This is a genomic window from bacterium (assembly GCA_028820935.1).
In the GTDB taxonomy this organism is placed as follows: Bacteria; Actinomycetota; Acidimicrobiia; order Spongiisociales; family Spongiisociaceae; genus Spongiisocius.
Genome location: JAPPHZ010000020.1, coordinates 1 through 24,708, shown reverse-complemented (window position 1 = coordinate 24,708; position 24,708 = coordinate 1). Strand labels below are relative to the sequence as shown.

At 65.6% G+C, this 24,708-nt stretch carries 21 protein-coding genes and 1 pseudogene; 5 read left to right on the top strand and 17 right to left on the bottom strand.

Annotated features, from left to right (window positions below; genetic code table 11):
* The 12 genes from OXM57_04615 to OXM57_04560 form a co-directional block, all read right to left on the bottom strand.
* Entirely contained in the window at positions 1-303 is a 303-nt protein-coding gene (locus OXM57_04615) for a DUF503 domain-containing protein (GenBank protein ID MDE0351951.1), read from the bottom strand.
* 21 nt (positions 304-324) lie between these two features.
* A complete protein-coding gene (gene infB / locus OXM57_04610) occupies positions 325-2,349 on the bottom strand; it encodes a translation initiation factor IF-2 (protein MDE0351950.1) in 2,025 nt (674 codons plus the stop codon).
* A 42-nt stretch (positions 2,350-2,391) separates the two neighbouring features.
* A complete protein-coding gene (gene nusA / locus OXM57_04605) occupies positions 2,392-3,414 on the bottom strand; it encodes a transcription termination factor NusA (protein MDE0351949.1) in 1,023 nt (340 codons plus the stop codon).
* A 4-nt stretch (positions 3,415-3,418) separates the two neighbouring features.
* On the bottom strand, positions 3,419-3,901 hold the full coding sequence (locus OXM57_04600; protein MDE0351948.1) for a ribosome maturation factor RimP: 483 nt from the start codon (positions 3,899-3,901) through the stop codon (positions 3,419-3,421).
* A gap of 224 nt (positions 3,902-4,125) precedes the next feature.
* Positions 4,126-5,823 (bottom strand): proline--tRNA ligase, encoded by a 1,698-nt coding sequence (locus OXM57_04595; protein ID MDE0351947.1) that lies wholly within the window; start codon positions 5,821-5,823, stop codon positions 4,126-4,128.
* Between the two features lie 30 nt (positions 5,824-5,853).
* Positions 5,854-7,059, bottom strand: a complete 1,206-nt coding sequence (gene ispG, locus OXM57_04590) for a flavodoxin-dependent (E)-4-hydroxy-3-methylbut-2-enyl-diphosphate synthase (GenBank protein MDE0351946.1) — start codon at positions 7,057-7,059, stop codon at positions 5,854-5,856.
* A gap of 133 nt (positions 7,060-7,192) precedes the next feature.
* Positions 7,193-8,302, bottom strand: coding sequence for a M50 family metallopeptidase (locus tag OXM57_04585; protein ID MDE0351945.1), 1,110 nt, complete (start codon positions 8,300-8,302; stop codon positions 7,193-7,195).
* 10 nt (positions 8,303-8,312) lie between these two features.
* The gene (gene dxr / locus OXM57_04580) at positions 8,313-9,446 is read right to left on the bottom strand and encodes a 1-deoxy-D-xylulose-5-phosphate reductoisomerase (GenBank protein ID MDE0351944.1); all 1,134 of its coding nucleotides are present in this window, start codon (positions 9,444-9,446) and stop codon (positions 8,313-8,315) included.
* Positions 9,443-10,552 carry a phosphatidate cytidylyltransferase gene (locus tag OXM57_04575; protein ID MDE0351943.1) on the bottom strand — a complete coding sequence of 370 codons (1,110 nt, stop codon included), beginning with the start codon at positions 10,550-10,552 and terminating at the stop codon, positions 9,443-9,445. The genes dxr and OXM57_04575 overlap by 4 nt, the downstream gene beginning before the upstream one ends.
* Before the next feature lie 184 nt (positions 10,553-10,736).
* Positions 10,737-11,279, bottom strand: a complete 543-nt coding sequence (locus OXM57_04570; protein MDE0351942.1) for a ribosome-recycling factor — start codon at positions 11,277-11,279, stop codon at positions 10,737-10,739.
* A 26-nt stretch (positions 11,280-11,305) separates the two neighbouring features.
* Positions 11,306-12,016, bottom strand: a complete 711-nt coding sequence (gene pyrH / locus OXM57_04565) for a UMP kinase (GenBank protein MDE0351941.1) — start codon at positions 12,014-12,016, stop codon at positions 11,306-11,308.
* 103 nt (positions 12,017-12,119) lie between these two features.
* A complete protein-coding gene (locus OXM57_04560; protein ID MDE0351940.1) occupies positions 12,120-13,385 on the bottom strand; it encodes an aminotransferase class III-fold pyridoxal phosphate-dependent enzyme in 1,266 nt (421 codons plus the stop codon).
* A 99-nt stretch (positions 13,386-13,484) separates the two neighbouring features.
* Here OXM57_04560 and OXM57_04555 point away from each other — a divergent pair, with 99 nt between their 5' ends.
* The gene (locus OXM57_04555; protein ID MDE0351939.1) at positions 13,485-14,507 is read left to right on the top strand and encodes a hypothetical protein; all 1,023 of its coding nucleotides are present in this window, start codon (positions 13,485-13,487) and stop codon (positions 14,505-14,507) included.
* An 18-nt stretch (positions 14,508-14,525) separates the two neighbouring features.
* On the opposite strand, the gene OXM57_04550 is transcribed toward OXM57_04555, so the two are convergent.
* From OXM57_04550 to pdxH, 5 genes are all read right to left on the bottom strand, one after another.
* Positions 14,526-15,146 carry a translation elongation factor Ts gene (locus OXM57_04550; GenBank protein MDE0351938.1) on the bottom strand — a complete coding sequence of 207 codons (621 nt, stop codon included), beginning with the start codon at positions 15,144-15,146 and terminating at the stop codon, positions 14,526-14,528.
* 74 nt (positions 15,147-15,220) lie between these two features.
* Positions 15,221-15,952 carry a 30S ribosomal protein S2 gene (gene rpsB / locus OXM57_04545; protein MDE0351937.1) on the bottom strand — a complete coding sequence of 244 codons (732 nt, stop codon included), beginning with the start codon at positions 15,950-15,952 and terminating at the stop codon, positions 15,221-15,223.
* Positions 15,953-16,209: 257 nt separating this feature from the next.
* Positions 16,210-17,136 carry a tyrosine-type recombinase/integrase gene (locus OXM57_04540; GenBank protein ID MDE0351936.1) on the bottom strand — a complete coding sequence of 309 codons (927 nt, stop codon included), beginning with the start codon at positions 17,134-17,136 and terminating at the stop codon, positions 16,210-16,212.
* 40 nt (positions 17,137-17,176) lie between these two features.
* Positions 17,177-17,590 (bottom strand): M67 family metallopeptidase, encoded by a 414-nt coding sequence (locus OXM57_04535; GenBank protein MDE0351935.1) that lies wholly within the window; start codon positions 17,588-17,590, stop codon positions 17,177-17,179.
* A complete protein-coding gene (gene pdxH, locus OXM57_04530) occupies positions 17,587-18,231 on the bottom strand; it encodes a pyridoxamine 5'-phosphate oxidase (GenBank protein MDE0351934.1) in 645 nt (214 codons plus the stop codon). The genes OXM57_04535 and pdxH overlap by 4 nt, the downstream gene beginning before the upstream one ends.
* A gap of 222 nt (positions 18,232-18,453) precedes the next feature.
* Here pdxH and OXM57_04525 point away from each other — a divergent pair, with 222 nt between their 5' ends.
* From OXM57_04525 to OXM57_04510, 4 genes and pseudogenes are all read left to right on the top strand, one after another.
* A complete protein-coding gene (locus OXM57_04525; protein ID MDE0351933.1) occupies positions 18,454-19,755 on the top strand; it encodes an NAD(P)/FAD-dependent oxidoreductase in 1,302 nt (433 codons plus the stop codon).
* Positions 19,756-19,838: 83 nt separating this feature from the next.
* Positions 19,839-21,479 (top strand): amidohydrolase, encoded by a 1,641-nt coding sequence (locus tag OXM57_04520; GenBank protein ID MDE0351932.1) that lies wholly within the window; start codon positions 19,839-19,841, stop codon positions 21,477-21,479.
* A 303-nt stretch (positions 21,480-21,782) separates the two neighbouring features.
* Complete coding sequence (locus OXM57_04515; GenBank protein MDE0351931.1) at positions 21,783-22,940, top strand: tyrosine-type recombinase/integrase; 1,158 nt, start codon at positions 21,783-21,785, stop codon at positions 22,938-22,940.
* Positions 22,941-23,922: 982 nt separating this feature from the next.
* Positions 23,923-24,633: pseudogene (locus tag OXM57_04510) on the top strand (IS5 family transposase).
* Positions 24,634-24,708: the final 75 nt, after the last annotated feature.

Sequence of the window (24,708 nt, the reverse complement as noted above, 5' to 3'; positions counted from 1 at the left end):
TCATGGCGGGTCCTCCAGGTAGGAGACCCCGACCGACAGCACTTCGGCCTCCTCCCACCGATCGAAGAAGCGGCATACCGAATGGACCGCCATCTCCAACTGCGCTGCGTGCGGCGAGACGATACCCACCCCCACCGCGGTCCGCTGCCACTGGTCATGGTGATCGACCTCGGCGAACGCCACGGGGAAGGCACGGCGCAGCTTGGCGGACAGCCGGGCGATACGCTGCCGCTTGGCCTTCAGCGAATGAACATCCCGCAAACGCAGATCAACCCGGAGCGCTGCCGCGTGCATGCTCGCCATGGGGAACTCACGTCAGCACGATCATGTGGCTGCGATCTCATCGATGCGGTAGGTCTCGATGACGTCGCCTTCCTTGACGTCCCGAAAGCGTTCGAGGCCGACACCGCACTCGTATCCGGCTACCACCTCGCGCACATCCTCCTTGAACCGGCGCAGCGACGCCACCCGACCGTCGTAGACCACGCTCCCGCCCCGGACCACTCGGGCCCTCGCGTCTCTCGCAATGTTGCCCTCGGTCACGTAGCAACCGGCCACCGCACCCAGGCGCGGCACGCGGAAGATGGCCCGTACCTGGGCCACGCCGACCAGGGTCTCCTCGCGGGTCGGAGCCAGCCGGCCGACCAGCATCTGCTCCATATCGTCGAGTAGCTCGTAGATGATCGAGTAGGTCAGCACTTCGATGCCCGCCGCCGCAGCCGCCCGCCTCGCATTCGGATCGGGACGGACGTTGAACCCGACCACCACCGAGCCGGTCGCGTCGGCCAGGGTGATGTCGTTCTCGTTGATGCCCCCCACCGCGGCATGTACCACGTTGACCCGGCCGCCCTCCCGGGCGATCTGGCCGACCGCCTCCCGGATCGCCTCCACCGAACCATCGGCGTCGGCCTTGATGATGAGGAGGAGTTCGGTCTGCTCCTGGGACCGCAGACGCTCAAGCAACTGCCCGAGGCGCTCGCGGGCAGTGGGCACCACGAGCGTCCTGGCCCGAACCGCATCCACCTGGTCGGAGGCCATGGATCGGGCGATACGGTCGTTCTTGACCACCTCGAACATATCACCCGCCGCCGGAACGGACGCCCATCCCGACACCAGCACCGGAGTGGACGGAGTCGCGGTGGAGACGCGGCTGCCCTTGTGGTCGATGATGGAGCGGGCCCGACCGCTCACCGTGCCTGCCACCAGGGAATTCCCCCTCTTCAGGGTTCCCCGTTGCACGATCACGGTACCGACCGGACCCAGGCCACGATCGAGGTGGCTCTCGATCACGACCCCCGACGCCAGGGCCTTCGGGTTGGCCTGGAACTCCGACACCTGCGCGACCAGGTCGATCATCTCCAGAAGGTTGTCCATACCGTCCCCGGACGTTGCGGACACCTCCACCGACACGACCTCGCCACCCAGTTCTTCCGTGACTATCCCGTGCTCCGTCAGCATGGCCCGGACCCTCACGGGGTCTGCGTTCTCGAGATCCATCTTGTTGATGGCGACGATCATCGGCACGTCCGCCGCCTTGGTGTGGTTGATCGCCTCGATCGTCTGTGGCATCACGCCGTCGTCCGCCGCCACCACCAGGACGACGATGTCGGTCACCTCGGCGCCCCGGGCCCGCATGGCGGTGAAAGCGGCATGGCCGGGGGTGTCGATGAAGGTGATCGGGCGGCCGTCGACCGTGGCCTGGTAGGCGCCGATGTGCTGGGTGATCCCGCCGGCTTCTCCGGACACGACGTTGGTGTTGCGGATGAAGTCCAGCAACGTCGTCTTGCCGTGATCGACATGCCCCATCACCGTGACCACGGGCGGGCGACCGACCAGGGAGGCGGGATCGTCGTCGAACACCCTCTTCGGCTTCACCAGGGGCTCGTCGGCCTCATCCGGTTCCCCGCTCTGCTCGACTTCCACCATGATCCCGAAGTGCTCGGCCAGGGGCTCGATGGCCTCGGGCGGAACGGGCGCAGCGGCAGCCGCCATCAGCCCCATCGACAGCAACTGCCTGACGACCTCGCCCACGGGCTGGCGCATGGCTCTCGCCATCTCGAGCACCGACACCCCGGCGGGCACCACGATGACCTCGATTTCGGGCTCGATGTATTCGGGTTCGGGAGCGGGGGTGTCATCGGCCGGGTCGGGCGCCTGTTCGGAAGCGTCGGCGACATCTTCCTCGGGCTCCTCCGGAAGGAGCATGGAGCGAAGGGCCTCGGCATCGCCCGGATCCAATCCGGAGGAGGCGGTGGTAACCGGCAGTCCCAGGTCCTGCGCCGTGGCCAGAACGTCACGGGAGGTGAGGCCCAACTCCTTCGCCAGCTCGTAGATGCGCTTGGTCACCATGGCTGCCTGCGCCCCCGATGTTCCCTCACGAGGGTGCGGCCCTTACCGGCCACCGGCGGTGACCGGACCGCGTCCCCGCTCGCGAGGATGGCGCGGGGATCTGGAGTCGCTCTGTATGTCGATGCGGTAGCCGGTGAGCCGGGTGGCCAACCGGGCGTTCTGACCTTCCCGGCCTATAGCCAGCGAGAGCTGGTGCTCGCTCACGATCACCACGGCCGACTTCTCCTCCTCATCGACCTGCACGTCACGCACCTTGGCCGGGCCGAGGGCTTCGCCGATGAATTGGGCCGTGTCCTCGCGCCACTGCACCACGTCCACCTTCTCGCCCCGCAGCTCGTTCACAACGTTGCGTACCCGGGAGCCACGGGCGCCCACACAAGCGCCTTTCGGATCTACGTTGGGATCGTTGGACACCACCGCGATCTTGGTTCGATGGCCGGCTTCCCGGGCTATCGATCGGATCGTCACCGTGCCGTCCAGCAACTCCGGCACCGCCAGCTCGAGCAGCCGGCGAACCAGGTCGGGATGGGAGCGCGACACCACGATCTGAGGACCCTTGGTCTCCCGCCGGACCTCGATGATCAAGGCCTTCGCCCGGGCGCCTCGCTCCAGCCGCTCGTAGGGGATCCTCTCCGAACCCGGCATCATGGCCTCGGCGTTCCCAAGGTCGAGGATCGTGTAACGGTTGTCATGCTGCTGCACCATGCCCGTCACCAGGTCGCCCTCGCGGCCTTCGTAGGCGTCGAATACCTGCTCGCGCTTGGCCTCCCGGAGCTGCTGGGCGATCACCTGCTTGGCGGTGCTGGCGGCTATCCGGCCGAAGTCCGTGGAGGTGTCCTCCCACTCCTCGATGACGTTCCCGTCGTCGTCGAGTTCCTGGGCGTAGACGATGATCTCGCCGGAGTCCGGCTCGATGGTCACGCGGGCCTCCTCGGCGGCTCCCGGCGTCCGCTTGTAGGCCGAAACGAGTGCGTTGGCCAGGGCTGCGAGAATCGTGTCGACCGGAATGCCCCGCTCCCGCTCCAGCATCTCGAGGGCCTCCATGACCCGGTAGTCAATCTTCATCCCGTTACCCCGACTTCCTGGTCGCCCTGGCTTGCCTCTTCCACTCGAACCGGGTGCGCGCCGACCGAATCTGTCCGTATCCGATCAGCCTCGACTCACCGTCGACCTGCACGGAACAACCATCCGAATCGGCCGCTTCCAGCACACCCCGATGATGCCTGGAGCCCGCTATATCGACGTTGGTCTTGATGATCACGTCCCGGCCGATCGACTTGCGGAAATGGCGGGGAAGGTGGAGGGTGCGCTCGAGACCAGGCGAGGACACCTCCAGCGAATAGGAACCCTCGAAGGGGTCGAGGCGGTCGAGTTGGCGTGACAGGGAACGGGACACCGCCGCCAGCTGGTCGACTCCCACGCCGCCTTCACTATCTACGATCACCCGGACTATCCGCGGACCCCTGCCGGCCACCTGGAGATAGTCGAGTTCCAGGCCCTGGCCGGAGAGGTGCTGCTCGAACAGATCTCCAAGCCGTTCCTCAATGCTCACGGGCACGGCCCCCGAGCCGCCGGATGTCGCGGGAGAAAGCGCCCCCGCCTCGTGCGGCGTTGCGGTGTGGCGGGCTAGCGGCGCAGAGGAATGCGCCGGCCAGCCGGTTTCTACAATAAAAAAAGCGGGCTGGGCGCCCACCTTGTAGCACAAAGTCACGTCCTTCGAGTGTCTGCGCGTCAATCATAGCATTTGTCCCACCTAACGGGACTGCAGCAGACGGGCTATGACACCAGCGCGGGGAGCCGTTCCACCACCTGATCGAGGGGAACGGACTCGGCCAGCGAGCCGTCGCGAGCCACCAATTCGGCCTCTCCGGCGTCGATACCCCGGGGGCCTATGGTCAGCCGGTAGGGAATCCCGACCAACTCGGCATCGGCGAACTTGACCCCCGGACGCTCGTTGCGGTCATCCAGCAGGACCTCGATCCCGGCGTTGTCCAGGTCGCGGTAGAGGCGTTCTCCCGCCTCGGCAACTGCCGGGTTGTCGGGTCGGAGAAGGGTGATCACCACCGCGAACGGCGCCACGGAGGTGGGCCAGATGATCCCTTTTCCGTCGTGGCTGACCTCGACCACGGCAGCCATCGACCGCCCCACACCGATCCCGTAGGAACCCATCACGATGGGCGTGGGCCGTCCCGACTCGTCGAGAACGGTGGCCCCGAGGGCTTCGCTGTATTTGAGGCCGAGCTTGAAGATATGACCCACCTCGATCACTCGCGACAACGAGAGGGAACCGGACGGGCAACTCCCGCAAGCCTCCCCCTCCCGCACCGAGCGCATGTCGAGCCATCTTGCCACCGGGAGGTCGCGCGCCACGTCCACCCCTCGCAGGTGAAAGTCGTCCTCGTTGGCGCCGGTCACCATGTTGGAACGGCCCCGAAGGACCGGATCGGCGATCACGGGATACTCCACCCCAACCGCTCCGAGGCTCCCTGGATGAGCGCCGAGTTTCTCGACGATCTCTCCTGCAGTCGCCGGGCGAACCACGCCGGCCACCGCGTCGACCAGCTTCTGGACTTCGAGGTCGTGGTCGCCCCTCAGCACCAGCAATGTGAACTCGTCCCCCACGTAGTAGGCGAGGGTCTTGATCTGCCGCCGGGCGGCCGCGAACCGGCCCATCGCGGTGAGCGCCGCGATGGTGCGGACCCCCGGAGTCGGGAAAGGCCGGGGCGAGCCCTCCCAAGGCTCGTCCTGCACCTGGTCGGGTTGGCTGACAGCACGTTCGAGGTTGGCGGCGTATCCGCAGTTGCCGCACAGGGCGACGCGGTCCTCACCGGTATCCGAGCGCACCACGAACTCCACGGAGTCGCTGCCACCCATGTTGCCCGACGACGCCTCCACCTGGATCGAATCGAGGCCCATGCGGGCGAATATCCGGTCGTAGGCGCCGCGGTGGGCCTCGAACTGCGCGTCGAGGCCGTCAGGGCCGATGTCCAGCGAGTAGGAGTCCTTCATGATGAACTCTCTCACCCTGAGGAGGCCGGACTTGGGCCGGGCTTCGTCCCGGAACTTGGTCTGGAGGTGATACCAGAGCTGGGGCAGTTCCCGGTAGGAGTTCAACTCCGAGGCGAGGTGGGCGAACACCTCCTCGTGGGTGAGGGCCAGCACGAGGTCGGCGCCCCGGCGATCCTCGAACTTGACCATGATCCCCTCGACGTCGTCCCAGCGGCCGGTCCTCTTCCACAGCTCGGCCGGATGGACCACGGGCGCTAGAAACTCCTGGCCGCCGATGGCGTTCATCTCTTCCCGGATGATGTCGGAGACCTTGGTGGCGACCCGCATCCCGAGCGGGAGCATCGAATAGGAGCCGGCCATGAGCTGGCGGATGAAACCGCCTCGGACCAGCAAGCGGTGGCTGGCCGCAACCGCATCCGCCGGATCGTCGCGGAGGGTGGGAATGAACGTACGTGACCAGCGCACCGGAACTGGTTTCTCAGAGGAGTCGAGGCGTCACCGGGCCGCCACATCGGCGACCGCGGCGCGGCGAGCTGCGGACCGATTGGCGTCGCCCTGGATGTCGATCAACACCTGCCGGTCCTGGGCGGCCAGGTCGGCGGCCCGATCGTCGGCGGCGGCTATCCGAGCCTCGACGCCCTCGGCGACCAGCTTGCGGGCCTCGTCGAGCAGGGCTTCCACCATCTCGGTCTCCGGAACCACCCTCACCACCTTGCCCTTGATGAACAGGTGCCCCCGGCCCCGACCGGCAGCGATCCCCAGGTCGGCCTCTCGTGCCTCTCCGGGCCCGTTCACCACGCAGCCCATGACGGCCACCTGGATCGGGAGCTTGGCCTCCTCCAGCCTGGCCTGAGCGGCTTGCGCCACCTCCAGCACATCGACCTCCGCTCGTCCGCAGCTGGGACAGGCGATCAGGTCGAGCCCGGTGCGCTCCCGAAGGTCGAGATATTCGAGGAGCTGCCGCCCGGCCTTGGCCTCCTCCACGGGATCGGCGGTCAACGAGAAGCGGATGGTGTCGCCGATGCCTTCGAGCAGCAGGGTGGCTATGCCGGCCACCGACTTGATAAGTCCCCCTGGTGGAGGCCCCGCCTCGGTTACGCCGAGATGGAGCGGGAAGCCGACCGTGTCGGCCAGCAGGCGGTAGGAATCCACCATGGACGGCACATGGGAGTGCTTTACCGAGATCTTGATGTCATGGAAGTCTTCCTCGGCCAGGTACTCGATCTCCTTGAGCGCCGACGCCACCAGGGCCTCGGGCGTGGCGGAACCGTATCGCCTCATCAGATCGCGGTCCAGGCTGCCGGCGTTGACGCCCACCCGGATCGGGATTCCCCGGTCCTTGGCGTCGCGAGCCACCGCGCGGATCTGATCCGGCTTCCGGATGTTGCCCGGGTTGAGTCGCAAGCCCTGCACGCCGGCTTCGAGAGCCGCGAGGGCCAGGCGGTACTGGTAATGGATGTCGGCGATGATCGGCACCGGCGAGCGAGGGACGATCTCGGCCAGCCCCTCGGCGGCGGCGACATCGTTGCAGGTGATGCGGACGATGTCGGCGCCGGCGCCCGCCAGGGCATAGACCTGGGCCAGGGTGCCGTCCACGTCGGCGGTCTTGGTGGTGGTCATCGACTGCACCGAGACCGGAGCGCCACCCCCCACCGGGACGCGACCCACGTGAATCTGCCTGGTTCCTTCGCGGTGAGCCATCAGACTGCCATGTTACTAGGTAGTTGGTAGCCGGTAGTTGGTAGCCGGTAGTTGCTGGTCGGTAGTCGACTGATAGGATAATAGAATATAACACAGCACCAACAACTAGAAACTAGGAACTGGCAACCAGCAACTACAAAGTCAGCGGGTTCACGATGTCGAGGACGATCGCCACCAGGCCTAGGAACAGCATGAACAGGACCACCAAGGCGGCGATGGGGACCAGGTTGCGGTGATCCACCCGCCGGCCCGTGACCTTCTCGTAGAGCGCCACCGCGAAATGCCCGCCGTCCAACGGGTACAGGGGCACGCTGTTGAACAGGGCCAGGGTGACGTTCACCACCGCCAGGATGAAGACGATGTTGCCGATGCCCACCTCCGACGCCTGGCTTCCGATCCTGACCAGACCGATGGGACTGACCGGCCGGATCTCTTCGGGAACGTCGCTCTGCCCGGCCAGCACCCCGCCCAGCTCGAGCAGCGATCCGGGTCGAACGATGCGTGCGATGGCGTCCAGTGCGCCGGAGACGATCGCCCACTCCGCCACGGCCGCCCGTCCGGCGGCCGTGATGGGCCCGATCGAGACCCGCCGCGCCACGGGTGAGACGCCTAGGAAGCCGACCGCCTCACCGGTCTGGGGATGGTACGAGCCGAGGGTGGCCGTAAGGGAGCGAGAACGGCCGTCGCGGACGATATCCAACGTCACGGTCTCGCCGGGGCGGCTCATGATCAGCTGCACGGCCTGTTCCCAACCGTCCAGGGCTACGCCGTCGATAGCGGTCATGACGTCTCCGTCCAGCACGCCGGCCACGGCTGCCGGACTGGGCACGCCAGGGGATATCTCGGGGCTGACCCTTTCCACGGCGGTGGTCAACTCGGCGGCGCCGGAGTACCAGAACAGACCGAACAGCAGCAGGTAGGCGGTCACGAGGTTGAGCGTCACCCCGGAGAGGACCACCACCGACTTCTTCCAGAAGGGCTGCTCCCGGTAGGCGCGGCCCGCGTCGACCGGGTCGACCCTCTCGCCGATACTCATGCCGGCGATCCTCACATAGCCGCCGAACAGGAGCGCCTTCACGCCGAATTCGGTCTCGCCGCGGCGGAAGGACCACAGCCGAGGCCCGAAGCCGAGGAAGAACTCGGTGGCCTTCATCCCGGTGGCGCGGGCTGCCCAGTAATGGCCGGCCTCGTGCACGACGATGAACGCCGAGATGGCCACCACCATCATTATTCCGCCGACCAAGACCTCTCCTCTACCGGCGCTCCACTGCGGCGCGAGCGGCTGTCCGGGCAGCCCGATCGGCTTCGACCACCACCTCGACCGAGGTCGCCTCCATTACCTCATGACCCTCGAGTACCTCGGCGATCACGGCGGGAATATCGAGGAACCCGATACGCCGCTCCAGGAAGGCGGCCACAGCCACCTCGTCTGCGGCGTTGAAGGCCGCCGGGACGGTTCCTCCCGCCCTTCCTGCGGCATAGGCGAGGTCGAGCGCGGGAAAGGCGTGGCGGTCGACAGCCTCGAAGGTCAGGTCGGAACGCGTCAGGTCGAACCGGGGAAGGCTGCCCGGAGCGCGTTGCGGATACGTGAGTGCGTACTGGATCGGGATCCGCATGTCGGTGACACCCAGATGGGCCTTCAGCGATCCGTCCACGAACTCCACCAGCGAGTGGACGATGCTCTGTGGATGTACCACCACATCCACCTTCTCGAAAGCCAGACCGAACAGGAAGTGGGCCTCGATCACCTCCAAGCCCTTGTTCACCAGTGTGGCCGAGTCGATGGTTATCCGGGGTCCCATGTTCCAGGTGGGATGGGCCAGCGCCTCTTCGACTCCCACATGGCGCAACCGCTCCCGGTCCCTGCCTCGAAAGGGACCGCCCGAAGCGGTCAGCACCAGGCGGGAGACTTCGGGAATCCGCTCCCCCACCATGCACTGGAACAGCGCTGAGTGCTCCGAATCGACCGGAATCAACTCACCGTGGCGGGCGGCCGACATCACCAGTTCACCGCCCACGACCAGGCTCTCCTTGTTGGCCAGGGCGAGACGGTTTCCCGCCTCCAGCCCGGCGATGGACGCTTCGAGACCCGCCGACCCCACCACCCCGTTGACGACTACCGAACCGGGATGCTGCGCCATCTCCACCAGGGCGCCGGGGCCCGAGGCGTAGCGGTCGCCGTAATGCCGGCGGAAGCGGTCATGGCCGTCCGGGTCGGGCGCCACCGCCACCACGGTGGCCGGCGGGTAACGGTCGGCCAACCGCGCCAGGTCGTCCCCTGCCCGTCGCGCGGCGAGTCCTGCCACCGGGACACCGAGGCGGTCCGCTACTTCGAGTGTCTGGCGACCGATCGACCCCGTCGCCCCCAGGACGACAACGGGTCTCACAGGTATCCGAACCAGAGATACACCAGATAGGCGGTAGGAATCGCGAACATGAAGGCGTCCAGCCGATCCAGCACCCCACCATGGCCGGGCAGGCTGCTACCCATGTCCTTGATGTCGATGGACCGCTTCACCGCCGACTCTGCCAGGTCGCCCATGGGTCCGAACACGCTGATTCCCGCGGCCAGAGCGATGCCGGAATGCAGGGTAAGCGGCTCCAGCAGCCCGAACCTCCCGATCACGACCCCCGCCAGCACGGTGATGACGGTGGCGCCGAGGAACCCTTCCACGGTCTTGTTGGGTGAGAGGTTGGGTGCCATGCGGCGTTTTCCGAGCGTGCGACCGTAGGAAAAGGCGGCAATGTCGTTGAGAGCGGTCAACACCACCAGGGCAGTCGTCAAGCCCCAAGCTTGGGGAGACCGGAAGATCGGGACCGCGAAGGAGGCCAGGACCGGCGCCCAGGCCACGCCGAGGACCGTGACCCCGATGTTGGCCAGCGGATAGTTCCGTCCGGCCAACACGAAGAACAGGCCCGACAGCAGGATCACGGCTGCCAGCACCCCGCCCACCGCGGCGGGCCCGGAGTCCCACGCCACGTACATGACCGCCGCGGCCCCTGGTAGGCCGATGAAGGCCAGGGGCGTGAAACCGACCCGGCGGACCGCCTGGTAGAACTCCGCCACGGCGACCAGGATCAGGAGGCTGACGAACAGGGTGACCCACAGCGGTCCCGCATACAGGGACCCGAAGAAGACAGCCACCGCAGCCAGGCCGGTGGCGATCCGGAGCGCCAACTCGGAGCGGCGGGCCCGGTCGATCTGCTCGATGTGCTCCGGGTCTTCCTCCTCGACTCCGGTCACATCCTCGAAGCCGACCACGCTGGTGCCGACCCCCGGGATCGAGGCCGCCACCGCCGACTGCTCGACCTCCTCCTCGCCCGCGCGGGCTACCGCTTCGGCCAGGCCCTTGTATTCGCGGGTGGTGGATCGGATGTAGTCGCGGTCGGTGAACTCTTCGGACTCCGGAGGAGAGCCCTCGGAGTCGGCAGGCTGATCCCCAGCCTCTTCATGGTCCAACTCGGGGGGCGGATCGGTGCCGTCACCAACCATGCGTAACCGTTTCCTCGGGGTAAGTCGGCCCAGAATACCCCTATGAGGGCCGATCCCGTGGCTATTCCTGATCGAGAGCGCTCGCGAGGACGAACTGCGCAGCCTGTAGTTCTCAGTGTAGTTCTAGTTGCTGATTATTGGTTGAATGACTACCAACTACCGACTAACAACTAGAAACTAACAACTAGATCTTGAGGAGCTCCCGCTCCTTGTTGGCGAGCAGCTCGTCGGTCATGGTGATATGGCGGTCGGTTTCCTGCTGGAGCTTCTTCTCGGCCCTCCAGATCTCGTCCTCCGATTCGCCGATCTCGCCCAGGTCGCTACGGGTCGACCTCCGGATGTGGCGTATCGCTACCCGGCCCTCCTCGGCCATGCTCCGGGCCAACTTGACGAGCTGGCGCCGCCGTTCTTCGGTGAGCGGCGGGAACACCAGGCGGATCACCTTCCCGTCACTGGCCGGATTCAGATCGAGGCCCGACAGGCGGATGGCCCGTTCGATGGCCACCAGGTCATTCGAGTCATGGGGGATCACCACCAGGAGGTTCTCATGGCTGGCGGTCCTGGCGAGCTCCAGGAGGGCCACCCTCTCCCCGTAGTACTCGACCATGACCCTGGAAAGAACCGCCCCGCTGGCCCGGTCGGTGCGGAGCGTCGCGAACTCGCCCTGCGTGTGCTTCACCGCCGACGCCATTCGCTCTGCGGCATCCTCGAGCAGTTCATCCAGCATGCGTCAACCTCCTCTCCGGATGTGTCTCAACACACCCGGGTACCGATCGACTCGCCCTCCACGGCCCGCCGGATGTTACCGGGATCGACCAGGCGGAACACCACGATCGGCAGCCGGTGGTCCATGCACATCGTGACGGCGGTGGTGTCCATCACCCTGAGTTCGGCGTTGATGAAGTCCATGTAGCCGATCCGGTCCAGTAGGCGGGCATCCTGATGAAGCTCGGGATCGGCGGAGTAGATCCCTTCCACCTTGCTGGCCTTGAGCATCACCTCGGCGCCGATCTCGACAGCCCGGAGGGCCGCGGCCGTGTCGGTGGTGAAGAACGGATTCCCGCTGCCGGCCGCGAAGATCACGGAGCGGCCCTTCTCCAGGTGGCGGATGGCCCGCAAGCGAATGTAGGGCTCGGCCAGCTGCTGCATCGTGATCGCCGACTGCACCCGGCATTCCACACCCCGAGCCTCGATGGCGTCGCGGAGGGCCAGGGCGTTGATGACTGTGGCGAGCATGCCCATGTAGTCGGCGTTGGCCGGGTCCATACCGGTGGCCGCGGCGGATACGCCCCGGAAGATGTTGCCACCGCCCACCACGATCCCGATCTGGTGCCCGGCCTTCTGCGACTCGGCGATCTCTCCCGCCGCTCGCTGGACCGTCTCGGGAGATATCCCGTAGCCGATCTCGGGATCGGCGAAGGCCTCCCCGGACAGCTTCAGCAGGACCCTGCGGGGCGAAGCCATCTAGAGGGATCCCGGGAAACCCGGAACGGGGGGATTCGCGCTGCGGGCATCAACTCTCACACGCTGTAGTTTGCCACAGGGGAGCCCCGCCCGGAACAGACCACTAGCCGAACCCCCGCTCGGTCGCGACTCCGGCTACGGCATCGGCCAGACCGCCCAGCATGTGGTCGATTTCCGATTCGGTTATAACGAACGGTGGGGATATCTGGAGGACGCCGTAGGCCCCCCGCAGGCCGATCGTGATTATCCCCCGCTCGAGAGCGGCGCGGACCACGGCGTCTAGCAAACCCGGATCGTCCTCCAAGGCGTCTTCCGAGAGCACCACCGCGGCCAGCAGACCGGCTGCACGAGTCGAGTCGACCACGGGATGGCTCTCCAGGCGCCGTACACCCGAAGCGAGGATCGGCTCCAGTTTGGCGACCCTCGCCACCAGGCCCTCCCGCTCGAGGATGTCGAGGTTGGCCAGGGCGGCCGCGCAGGATGCGGCGTGGCCCGAGTAGGTATATCCGTGGCGGAACATGGCTTGACCGCTCCAGAAGGGCTCCCGTATCCGGGGAGAAACCAGAATGCCGCCCAGGGGCGCGTAGCCGGACGTGACACCCTTGGCGAACGCGATCACATCAGGGGTGAACCCGTAGTGCTGGGCGCCGAAGTCCCGGCCCACCCGGCCGAATCCGGTGATCACCTCGTCGGCCACCAGCAGCACGTCGTGAGCACGGCACAGCCGCTCGATTTCGGGCCAGTAGCCGTCAGCCGGCGGAACGACCCCTCCCGACCCGATCACCGGCTCACCCACGAAGGCTGCGATCCGCCCGCCCTCGCGCTCGAACAGGTCGGCGACCGCCGAGGTGTCATGGGTGGGAACGTGGACCACGTGGGGTACCAACGGCCCCCCGTAGCCCTCGTTGTTGGAGGGAAGCCCACCGAGTTCGGTACCCCAGGCGTTCATGCCGTGGTAGCTCAGCTCTCGGGCCACGATGATCCGCTTCTCGGGCCGGCCCACCGCGTTCCAGTAGCGGCGGATCAGTTTGGCGGCGGTCTCGATGGCGTCGCTGCCGCCGGTGGTCATGAACACCACAGCATCGTCGATGGGTGCCATAGCTACCAGCCGGTCGGCTAACTCCCTGGTGGGCGGGGTAGTGGTGAAACCGAATGTCGAATAGCCGGCCAGATCGGCGACCTGGCGGGCCACCGCCTCGGCGATCTCCCGGCGGCCGTGCCCGACGTTGCAATACCAGAGGGAGGCCGTGGCGTCCAGGTACCGGTTGCCGTTCGTGTCACGGATCCAGACCCCCTCTCCCCGGCTCATCACGATCTCGTTGCCGGGGACGAGGCTCATATCGGCATACCCGTGCCAGAAACTGGTCATATCAGCCTTTCCGGATGTTCGCCTTTGCTGCGAGGTCTCGCGACAGCCTATCCGCGCACCCTCTTAGCCGGTGCGGGAAGCCTCGTAGACTGGGAGCGAATGACGCAGGTGATGACTGTCAGGGGTCCGATCAAGGGCTCGGAACTGGGTGTCACGCTCCCCCACGAGCACGTGCTCCTCTCCATGGCCTACGCATTCCCCGCTACGGGCCCGGAGGCGACCCGCCCGATCACGATGGACCAGCTCGGAGTGCTGCGTAACGACATGATGCGCAATGTCAACGTGATCACCCTTGACGAGTCCTCCGATCCGGTGGGCGAACTGGCGAAGGCCCGACAGGCGGGAGTGGACACCATCGTGGACCTGACTCCGCCAGAGCTCGGTAGGGACCCGGCCGGGTTGGCCCGGATCTCCGAAGCGGCCGGGATCAATATCGTCTGCGGCACCGGCCATTACGTGCGCCTCCAGCAGCGGCCCGCAACGCGCCGCCTGATCGACGGATCGCCGCCGGAGGAGATCGCCGAGCCGATGATCCGCGATCTGACGGAGGGCATCGGCCAGACCGGAGTCCGGGCCGGTGTGATCGGCGAGATCGGCCTGTTCTCTCCGGTCCATCCCGGCGAACTCAAGACACTGGAAGCGGCCGTCATCGCCCATCGGACTACCGGCGCGCCGCTGTTCGTGCACCTCACGGAGGTCCCGATCGCCGAGCAGGCTCTCGAAGTGCTCGGCCGGACCGAGCCCGACTGGGAACGGGTGGTTTTCTGCCACATGGACTTCGACATCCGGGATCTGACCTGGCACCGGCGAGTCCTGGCGCGCGGCGTCAACGTGGAGTTCGACTTCTTCGGGAGCACGTGGTGGCCGCACGGGTGGTACCTGCACTTCCCGACCGACCCGCAAAGGCTGGCCGCTCTCAGCCGGCTGGCGGACGAGGGCTACGCCGGGCAACTGCTGGTAAGCCACGACGTTTGCACCCGACTGCAGCTGACCGCCTACGGGGGATTCGGCTACGGCTACCTGCGCTCGGTGGTTCCCGGGATGATGGAAGCGTTGGGCCTGGACACCGCGCTCCTGGACCGGTTCATGATCGAGAACACCAGGCGGGTACTCACCGGCTGAGCCGCACCGGGCTAAATCCTAGGTGTCCTGCTCACCCACTGCCAGGCGGGCGAACCGCCGGACGCCGATGTTCTCACCCATGGAGGCGGCCAGTTCGGTCACCATGTCCCCGACCTTGCCTTCGTACTGATCGGTCCTGATGTACTCCTGCTCGTAGAGCACGTTGTCCTTGTAGAAGGAATTGATCCGCCCCTCCACGATTCGCTCCACGATCCGCTCCGGCTTGCCCGATGCCAACGCCTCCCTGGCGATCAGCTCCTTCTCCCTGTCGACCAACTCTCCGGGTACGTCCTCGGTCCGCACCCACTTGGGCTGGGCGGCGGCGATATGCATGGCCACGTCATGGGCCATCTTCTGGAACCGGTCGCTCTTGGCGACGAAGTCGGTCTCCGACGCCAGCTCCACGATCACCCCGACGGTGGGGTAACCGGAGGGCTGGTGCACGTAGAAGCCGACGGTGCCCTCGTTGGCGTCCCTTCCGGCCCGCTTCTTGGCGTCGGCCAGACCTTTCTCCCGGAGTAGGTCCTTGGCCCTGTCCATGTCCCCGTCGCACTCCACCAGGGCCTTCTTGGCGTCCATCATGCCGACCCCGGTGGCCTTGCGCAGAGCCTGTACGTCCTTGGCTGTGAACTGTGGCATCTTTATTCGTCCTTCGATTCAGGTTCCTGTTGGTGGTTGGTGGCTTGGTGTCTGTTCGGTCCGCAGTGACGGCGCTAGCTGTCGGCGCCCTCCTCCTCGGACTTACCCTCGGCGGCGGCGAGAGCCTGCTCCTTCCCGGCCACGCAGGCGTCAGCGATCGCAGAGGCGATGAGAGAGGCCGACCGGATGGCGTCGTCGTTGCCGGGGATGACGAAGTCGATATCGTCGGGGTTGCAGTTGGAGTCGACCAGCGCGATGACGGGTATTTTCAACCTCACCGCTTCCCGCACCGCGATGTGTTCGGTGTTCAGGTCGACCACGAAGACGGCCGACGGTGTTCCGCCCATATCCGCCACCCCGCCCAGGGTCCGCTCGAGATGGGCGTACTCGCGGCGAAGGCGGAGGCGTTCTTTCTTCGGTAGCTGCTCCATATCGCCCGACGTCTCCATGGCTGCCAGCTCCTTCATGTAGAAGATGCGCTGGTTGATGGTCTTGAAGTTGGTGAGCATGCCGCCCAGCCACCGAAAGCTCACGTACGGCATATCGACCCGCTGGGCGGCTTCCTCGATGGCGGACCGGGCCTGCTTCTTGGTGCCCACGAACAGGACGGCGCCGCCCTCGGCTACCAGATCCCGGACGAAGGCGTGGGCCCTCTGGACCTCCTCGAGCGTCCGGCGCAGGTCGATGATGTGGATCCCGTTGCGCTCTCCGAAGATGTACGGGGCCATCTTGGGGTTCCAGCGCCGGGTCTGGTGGCCGAAATGGACCCCGGCCTCGAGCAGCTGCTTCATGGTGACGGCAGACAACAATGCCTCCTCTGTTCGGTTCTTCCTCCGCCCACCCTTCTCGGAGGCGCCGCGCAGGCTGCCCGGGCGCCCTCCGAACCTCCCCGAGCTGGCTGGCCCGACCGCGGGAGGCCGCAGTGAACGTGCGTGATCGGCTTGATACTAGTTGCTGGTTGCTAGTTGCTAGTTGCTAGTTGCTAGTTGCTAGTTGCTGATCGTTTGTTACTAAAGATTAGTCGCTATCAAAACACTACCAACTAGAAACTGGCAACTGGAAACTAAGCACGTGGGTGGCTGCGTTCGTACGTGGCCCTCATGTGGTGGCGGGTGACGGAGGTGTAGACCTGGGTGGTCCCCAGTTCGACATGGCCCAGGAGCTGCTGGACAGAGGTCAGATCGGCACCCCTTTCGAGCAGGTGGGTGGCGAAGGAGTGGCGCAGGGCGTGGGGAAAGGTGCCTGCCCGGCTCCGCACCATCCGGCGAAGCGTTCGGGGGCTCATGGGCACTCCCCGTGCGCCCACCCACAGGGCGTCCGTGGGGCGATCGCCGAGGAGGAGGGGCCGGCCCGCTCGTACGTAGCGTTCGACGGCGATCCGGGCCTGCGCCCCCAACGGGATCACCCTATGGCGACCACCCTTACCCTCCACGACCAACCGATCCAGCCCGACCGTCCCGTCCATGGTGAGAGAGGCCAACTCGGACACGCGCAAGCCCGTGGCGTAAAGGGTCTCGAGAACGGCCCGGTCTCGCAGCGACTTCGGATCGTCCCCGTCGATCGCTTCGAGGAGCGAGGTGGCGGCCCGCTGGGTGAGGGCCTTGGGAAGGGTCCGGCGGGACTTGGGACGGGCGATACCGTCGGCCGGGTTGACCGAGAGAGCACCTCGCCGCACCGCATCCGACAGGAAGGCCCGGATGGCCGAGATCTTGCGGGCAACCGAGCGCCGGGCATAACCCCTGCCGTCGAGCTGTGCCAGGAACGTACGGATCGAGGTGCGGTCGATACCGGCCGCAGAGTCGATTCCCAGGCTCTCGACATGACGGAAGAACTGGGTGAGATCACGCCGGTAGGCGGCCACCGTGTGTTCCGACAACCCCCGCTGGCTCTCCAGGCGGGAGAGGTACGCGGCCAGATCGGCATCCCACCATCGGGCCGGATCGGGTTCATGGCCCGGGAAGTCCTTCGGGTTCGCCGGCATGGTGCTCATCTTGGTCGATTCCGGCCGCCGCGCGGCGCATTGTGCCCGGTCAGGACGCTACTTTGCCGAGGGGGATAGCGCGCCCGTCCGCCAACCTGTAGGCCTGGATGACCCACCCGGCGGTCCGATTGCGTCCGATGACGAACGATATCCAGTCCGGGTCGATCCCTGCGGCCCGGTCCGTAGCGGATGGCCGGGCGGGACCCCGCGGATGGGAGTGGTAGACCGCGCCGATCCGCCACCCGGACTCGTCCGCCTCCCTCAGCACCCCGAAGTGCTCGACCGGGTCCAGTTCGAAGCGATCGGGATCTGGGTGGACGTTGGTGGTGCGATAGAGCCGCGCCGGAAACCCGGCCCCGTCATAGACGATCAGGCCGCAGGCCTCTCTTGGGCTGGCTTCGGCGGCATGGGCGATCATCGCTCTGACCATCGCCGGCCGCAGGCAGGCATCGGCGGCGATCATGGCGCCAGCCGCACCCGTCGCCAACCGTCGCCATCGGCGAGGTAGACGACCCGGTCATGGAGCCGGTGGCGCCGGCCCTGCCAGAACTCGAACCGTTCGGGTCGGACCCTCCACCCTCCCCAGTGGGCGGGCCGGGGCACCTCCCCATCCTGGTACTCGGCTTCCTTGTCCGTCACCAGGCGTTCGAGCGCGAGCCTGCCGGAAATCTCCCGGCTCTGCGGAGAAGCAGCCGCGGCGATCCGGGCCCCCCGCGGACGGGAGGCGAAGTATTCGTCGGAATCCGCGTCGCCGACCACCTCGACCGGTCCTTCGATCCTGACCTGGCGGTGCAGCTCCAGCCAGAGAAAGCAGAGGGCCGCCCGCGGGTTGGCCGTCAACTCCTCCGACTTGCGGCTCCCGAGGTTGGTGTAGAACACGAACCCCGAAAGGTCGTACCCCTTGAGCAGCACCACCCGGGCAGAGGGGCGCCCGCGATCGTCAGCCGTGCCAACGGTCATGGCGTTGGCCTGCGGCACACCCGCGTCCACGGCCTCGTTGAACCAGCGGTCGAACTGGCGGATCGGGTCAGGATGGGCCTCCCGCATCGAGAGCCCCTCCGTCTCGTACTCCTCACGAAGGCGGGCCATCCGCCGATCAACCATCAAGCACCTGTCCGCATCGCCGCACCGGCGCCCCCAGCGTACCCCGGTATCCGGTTACATCCGGAAGGGTGCAGGCCCCTCGTACCCGATCCGAGCGGGCGAGACGGCAGTCGCCCGACAGAGACATCCCACGCCCCTCCGATTGCCTCGCCGGAGATCGGCCGATCTCCGCGTGGCTGCCGTATGCTTCGGATACGACCCTCGGGATGAAGGTTGGACTTCATGCATCATGATGTGATCGTTATCGGTGGCGGCATCGCCGGTCTGACAGCCGCCCGTGATCTGGTTCAGGGTGGACACCGGGTCCTGGTACTGGAGGCGCGCGACCGGCTGGGTGGGCGGACGTGGTGGAAGCGCTTCGGCGACACCGACCATTACACCGAGATGGGGGGCACGTGGTTCGACGAGGGGACCCAGCACAACATCGCCCGCGAGATCAAGCGCTACTCCCTGCCCACTGTCCTGAGCCCGGCCGGCCAGGAGTTCCGGGTATCGCTCGGCGGTCGCAGCCTGGCGCGTCCCGACCAGCCCGTGCCCCGTGACGTCCGCCCCGATCTCGACAAGGCGCTCGATCACATCGTCGACCAGTCACGCCGGGTGACCTTCGGGTCCGATCTGGACAGCCCGGACCTGCACGATCTGGACATCCCGTTCTCCGAGTTCATCGCGCCCTACACAGACCAACACCTGGTGGCGGAGTACCTCTCGATGTGGGCCGCGTTCGCCTTCGGATGCGATCCCTCGGACGTGTCGGCGCTACAGGTCCTCACGTGGGTGGCCGGATACGACAACACCACATGGACGCTCGACGACGCACCGGCTACGAAGTTCGCCCAGGGAACGGAGAGTCTGGTCACAGCCCTGGCCGAGGACGGGGGCGCGGACATCGGGCTCTCGGCGCCGGTCGCCTCGATTGCCGACGCCGGCGACCATATCGCGGTGACGACCACCGGCGGCGACACCCACAGGGCCCGCTTCGCGGTGCTGGCCACCCCCGTCAACACCTGGGAGGACATCGAGTTGCCGTTACCTGCCGGCTCGCCCAAGAGAGCGTTCGCCGCCGAGGGGCTGGCAGGCCATGCGGTCAAGCTGCATGCGCTGGTCGACAACGTACCCGAGTTCCTGATGGCCTCGGGCTGGGGCGGCCCTCTCTGCTGGGTCTCGGAGCAGGCCGACTTCGACGGCGGGCGGCTCCTGGTGGGAATAGGCGAGGATGACTCGGCGATCGACGGAATGGACCGCGCCCAGGTGCAGCAGGCGATCCGCCAGTTCGCCCCGGAGGCGACGGTCCGCAAGTGCCACAGCCACAACTGGTCGACCGACCCGTACGCCAAGGGGACTTGGACGACCTACCGCCCGGGGCAGCTGTCGCGCTACTACTCCGACTTCTCCGTTCCCCGCGGCCGCCTCTACTTCGCCGGTTCGGACCTCGCCCGAGGCTGGGCCGGGTTCATGGACGGCGCCATCGAGAGCGGCGCCGAGACTGCGGCAACCCTCAGCCGACGGCTACGCGAGGACGGTTAGGCCGGTTCGTCCCGGTGCGGTCGGGCCCTCCCGAGGAAGACAGGCACTCCGGGCCGGAGGAACTGCTGGCATAGGAGGCTTTCATGGCTGAGATAACTGTGTTTGTCGCCCGAACGGTGCGGACGATGGAGCCGTCCCTGCCGGTGGCCGAAGCGGTAGCGGTTCGGGATGGACGCATCCTCGAGGTCGGGACTATCGAGACGATGCGACCGTGGCTCGAAACGCACAGCCACGAAGTGGACGACACTTTCAAGAACCTGTGCCTCATGCCGGGCTTCATCGATCCCCACCTGCATCCGTCCATGGCCGCCATCCTGTTGCCGATGCACTTCACGACCGCGGTGGGTTGGGATCTCCCGGGGGAGCAGATCCACCCCGTGCGTGACGAGGAGCAGTTCCGCACCCGCTTGGTTGACATCGAAGCCACCCTGGCGCCCAAAGAACCACTGTTCGCCTTCGGCCATCACCCCATCTGGCACGGTGACATCGATCGGAACGCCCTCAACGAGGTATCCACCATCCGTCCGGTCGTGGTCTGGCACCGCGGATACCACTCGCTGGTGGTGAACGACGCCTGCCTGCGCTGGATGGATCTGGACCCGGAGGCCGCGCGCCGTCACCCACAGATCGACCTCGATGGGGGCAAGTTCTTCGAGACCGGCCTGGAAGTGGCGCTCCACCACCTCCGCAGCTTCATCCTGGAAACGGAGCGGTTCCGCGATGGGCTCGACCGGATGCGCCAGGTCATCCACACCGGTGGCCATACGACCATCGGCGACGCCGCGTTCGGTTTCTACGGATTCGAGGAGGAGTGGTCCCACCTGCTGGCGGTGATGGAACAGCCCGACACCCCATTCCGGATCCAGCTGATGCCCTACACAGCGGGACCGGATGGCGATGCGCGTACCGACAGGCAATTCCTCGAGCGGGTGCTGGAATACCCCGAGCGGAACACCCACCGCCTGCGGTTCAGTGACCACGCCAAGCTCTTCGCCGACGGAGGGTTCTTCGCAGAGTTGTTGATGCTCAAGCCCCCCGGACACCTCGACGGTCGCCACGGCGAGTGGATAACACCCCCGGAGAGGTTCGAGGAGATCGCCCGGGTCCTCTGGAATGCGGGACTGAAGATCCATGTGCACTGCAGCGGAGACCTCGGCGTCGAACTGGCCCTGTCCACCCTCGAGAAGCTGCAGCGGGAGCGCCCCCGCTTCGATCATCGCTTCACCTTCGAGCACTTCGGCATCTCGAGTTCGCAACAGGTCGACCGCATGGCGGCGGTCGGGGGCGTCGCCTCCGTGAATGCGTACTACGTCTACGAGCTCGCCGAAGCCTTCGCCGCCCACACGGTCGGTTTCGAGCGGGCGTCCCAGATCTCCAGACTCGGCTCCCTCGAGCGAGCAGGAGTGCGGTTCGCTGTCCACTCGGACTTCCCGATGGCGCCGGCGAAGCCCCTGAACAACGCCTGGGTAGCCGCCAACCGGCTGACGGAGTCAGGCACTCTGATGGGACCCGACGAGCGAGCCTCCCTGGACGCCGCCATCAGGGCCATCACCACCAACGCCGCCCACGTACTCGGGCTCGAGGACGAGATCGGATCGCTGCGCTGGGGCAAACGAGCAGACTTCACCATCCTCCAAGAAGACCCCTACACCGTCGACATCAACTCCCTCCGCGACATCCCCATCTGGGGAACGGTCTTCGAAGGCAAGAAGCACCAGAGCTGACAGGCGGCTCGGAGAGCCGATCCTTCCGTCAACCTGGCCCCGATGCGGGACCCGAACCACCTGCCCCAAGCACTCGTGCAAGCGTGGTCGGTCGCCTTGGGCTACCCACGGAACGCAGTGGAGGTGCGGACAATCGAACCTCTGTTTCGCACCGTAGCACTACCTTCTATACTACCCGTGTTCTCCCAGGTCACAGGCACCGTAGTCGATTTGGTTGTTTCATCGGTTTTCGCACCGTTCTGTACAATCCCGGTGCTAACCTGATAACTAGACCGATACCCAGAACAGGAACCAATCGGAAACATGAGACGCCCAGCAACCCTGTCGGCTACCTTCGTCAAGACCGTGCGCAGACCCGGACGCTACGGAGACGGACGCGGCGGCCACGGGCTGAGCCTACTGGTGAAGACGACCAGAATCGAGGGTCGGCTATCCAAGACGTGGAGCCAGCGACTCCGAATCAACGGCCGCGAGACCAACCTCGGCCTCGGTTCCTACCCCGCAGTCACACTCGCCGAAGCCCGCCGCCGCGCCCTCGACAACCGCCAAGCCATCGAAGAAGGACGCAACCCGAAAGCCAACAAGACACCAACATTCGAGCAGGCAGCCGACAAGGTAATCGAACTCCACTCCGCCAAATGGCGGCCTGGCAGCAGAAGCCAACAAATCTGGCAGTCGAGCCTCCGAACCTACGTGTACCCAACAGTCGGAGGAAAACGGATCGACCTCATCACCTCCGCCGACCTCATGGCGTGTCTCACCCCCATATGGTTCACCAAAGCCGAAACCGCCAGACGGGTTCGCCAGCGCATCAGCGCCGTCATGAAATGGGCCGTAGCTGAAGGACACCGCACCAACGACCCCACCGCCACGATCACAGCTGCCCTAGGCAAGAACAGCACCCGCCGTCAACACATGCGATCCGTCCCACACAGCCAAGTATCCGACGCACTGGCCACCATCCGCGCCACCGGCGCCTGGGCAGCCACCGTGTACTGCTTAGAGTTCCTCACGCTGTGCGCCGTACGAAGCAGCGAAGCCCGACTGGCAACATGGGACGAGATCAACCTCGACTCCGCCACATGGACCATCCCCGGCCGCCGGACCAAGATCGGTGAACCGCACCGGGTTCCACTAAGCACCGCCGCCCTAGCCGTCCTCCAAAAAGCACGCGAACTCTCCGACGGCAACGACCTCGTCTTCCCATCAGCAACCGGCCAAACCCTCTCAGACTCCACCATGAGCAAACTCTGCCGCGAAAACGGCATCGACGGCACACCACACGGGATGCGCTCAGCCTTCCGCAGCTGGGCCGCAGAGACAGGCGCAGACTGGGCCGTCGCCGAACTGTGCCTAGGCCACCGCGCAGGAACCGACGTCGAACTCGCCTACCAACGCTCCGACCTACTCGAACGCCGCCGCCAACTCATGGAAACCTGGGCACAATACCTCAACCCCTAGCACTACCACCGTCTCACCATACTGAACGCAACAACGGGATCGTTTCACTTACCGGACTGTATAAGGGCCTAGTTCAAAATGTATCTTGCAGTGTGGTGTCCCACAACAAGGAAGAACCATAAACGTGAGTGCCGATAGGGTTTAGGTCACTCTGGTCTGTTCTCGATGGTCAACAAACGTAAAGGAAAAGCCGGGTTGATCTCGAACGTCAACGCCTCCCACGGTTCGCTGCGATCATCCGCTGACCTATTGACCTTCCCCAGGTTGACCGTCAGTGCACCTACAGCCGGATCGAAGGTAACCGCATCCGGTTCCGGTTCAGGCGCAAGCGGCACGCCCCCAGGATCACCAGCCGATGTCATCAGGGCCTACGATCAACCAGCCGCGCGTCGTAGAGACTCAGATGACCCTCAATCCGTGCCACACGCTCAGACAACTCAGCAATCCCAGATGTCAACCGCGTATCCAACTCGCCAATCTTGTCAGCCACCCTGTCACGACGGTTCAACCACAACGCAAACACCGCAACCGCCCCCGTCGTAACAGCGCCAATACCACCCAGCCACTCCATGGTCAGCGCCGCTGACCGTTCTGCTGGTACCGCGATGACCGTTTGGGTGGCATTGCCAGCACAGCGTTCAACATGTTCTCAGGCGTCTCCGGGACACGATCCGGCAACGGCTTCTCAATGGGTCGGCCCCTGCCACGCTGGCTGGCCATCGGTCTTCCTTCCATGTTTGGCTGACAAGCCATGGTACCACGGCCATCTACTCACACACCGGGCCTAGCCGCATCCTAGGCAGGTAGGTTCACCGCGGAACATGAGCCATCGGCCTGCAAACTGGGGCCTGTTGACTACATACACCAGGGAGTGGAGGTATCTGACCGGTATAATTGACGTATGAAACCAACACCTATAATTGACGTATGAAACCAACACCTATAATTGACGTATGAAACCAACACCACACAATACTAACATATAGCAGACGCGTTCCCCACACAGCCGGGCAACACCAAAGTTCCAACCTTGACTTAACTGCATCCGCCACATACTCGAGCACGGCCGCAAATCGAGGGCATTGCCCGCACGGTACGGCAAGTGGTACACGGCCTACCGGCGGATGAACCGCTGGTCTAAGAACGGGGTGCTGGACCGGGGTGTTCTCCCGCCTACAGGCAGAACAACTCGTCGATCCCGAAGTGCCGGGCCTGGACAGCACGTCTGTCAAGGTACATCCCGACGGGCACGGCGCCCCGACATCCCAGGGGCCTCAGGCGATCGGCAATCCCGGGGCAGCTGGACCACCAAGATCCACATGCTGGCCGCCACCGCCCGGACCGCCGTAGATTTCTGCCTTTCCCCAGGTCAAGACCACGACGTCCCCTGGGGACGGGAACTACTGAGACGTCAAGGATCCTTGTAGCTGCGTCTGCCCCTGGTAGCCGACCGGGCACACGAGGGGAACGAAACACGCCAACTCGCTCTCGCCCCAGGCTATCAACCCCACATCCACCCAAGACCAACCGTAAACAGCCCTACTCCTACAACCGCCAGACATACAAGCGGCGCAACGAGATCGAACGGCTCATCCGCCGGCTCAAACGCTACCGACACGTCTAGACCCGCTACGACAGACTCGACATCATTTCTATGGCCTTCATCACCCTCGCCCTAATACACGACAGCCTCAATAGTGTCAACACGCCCAAACCAGGTTCAAGGGGTCGTCGCAACGCTGTCTTGTTGGAGGGAGTGTAGGTGCTT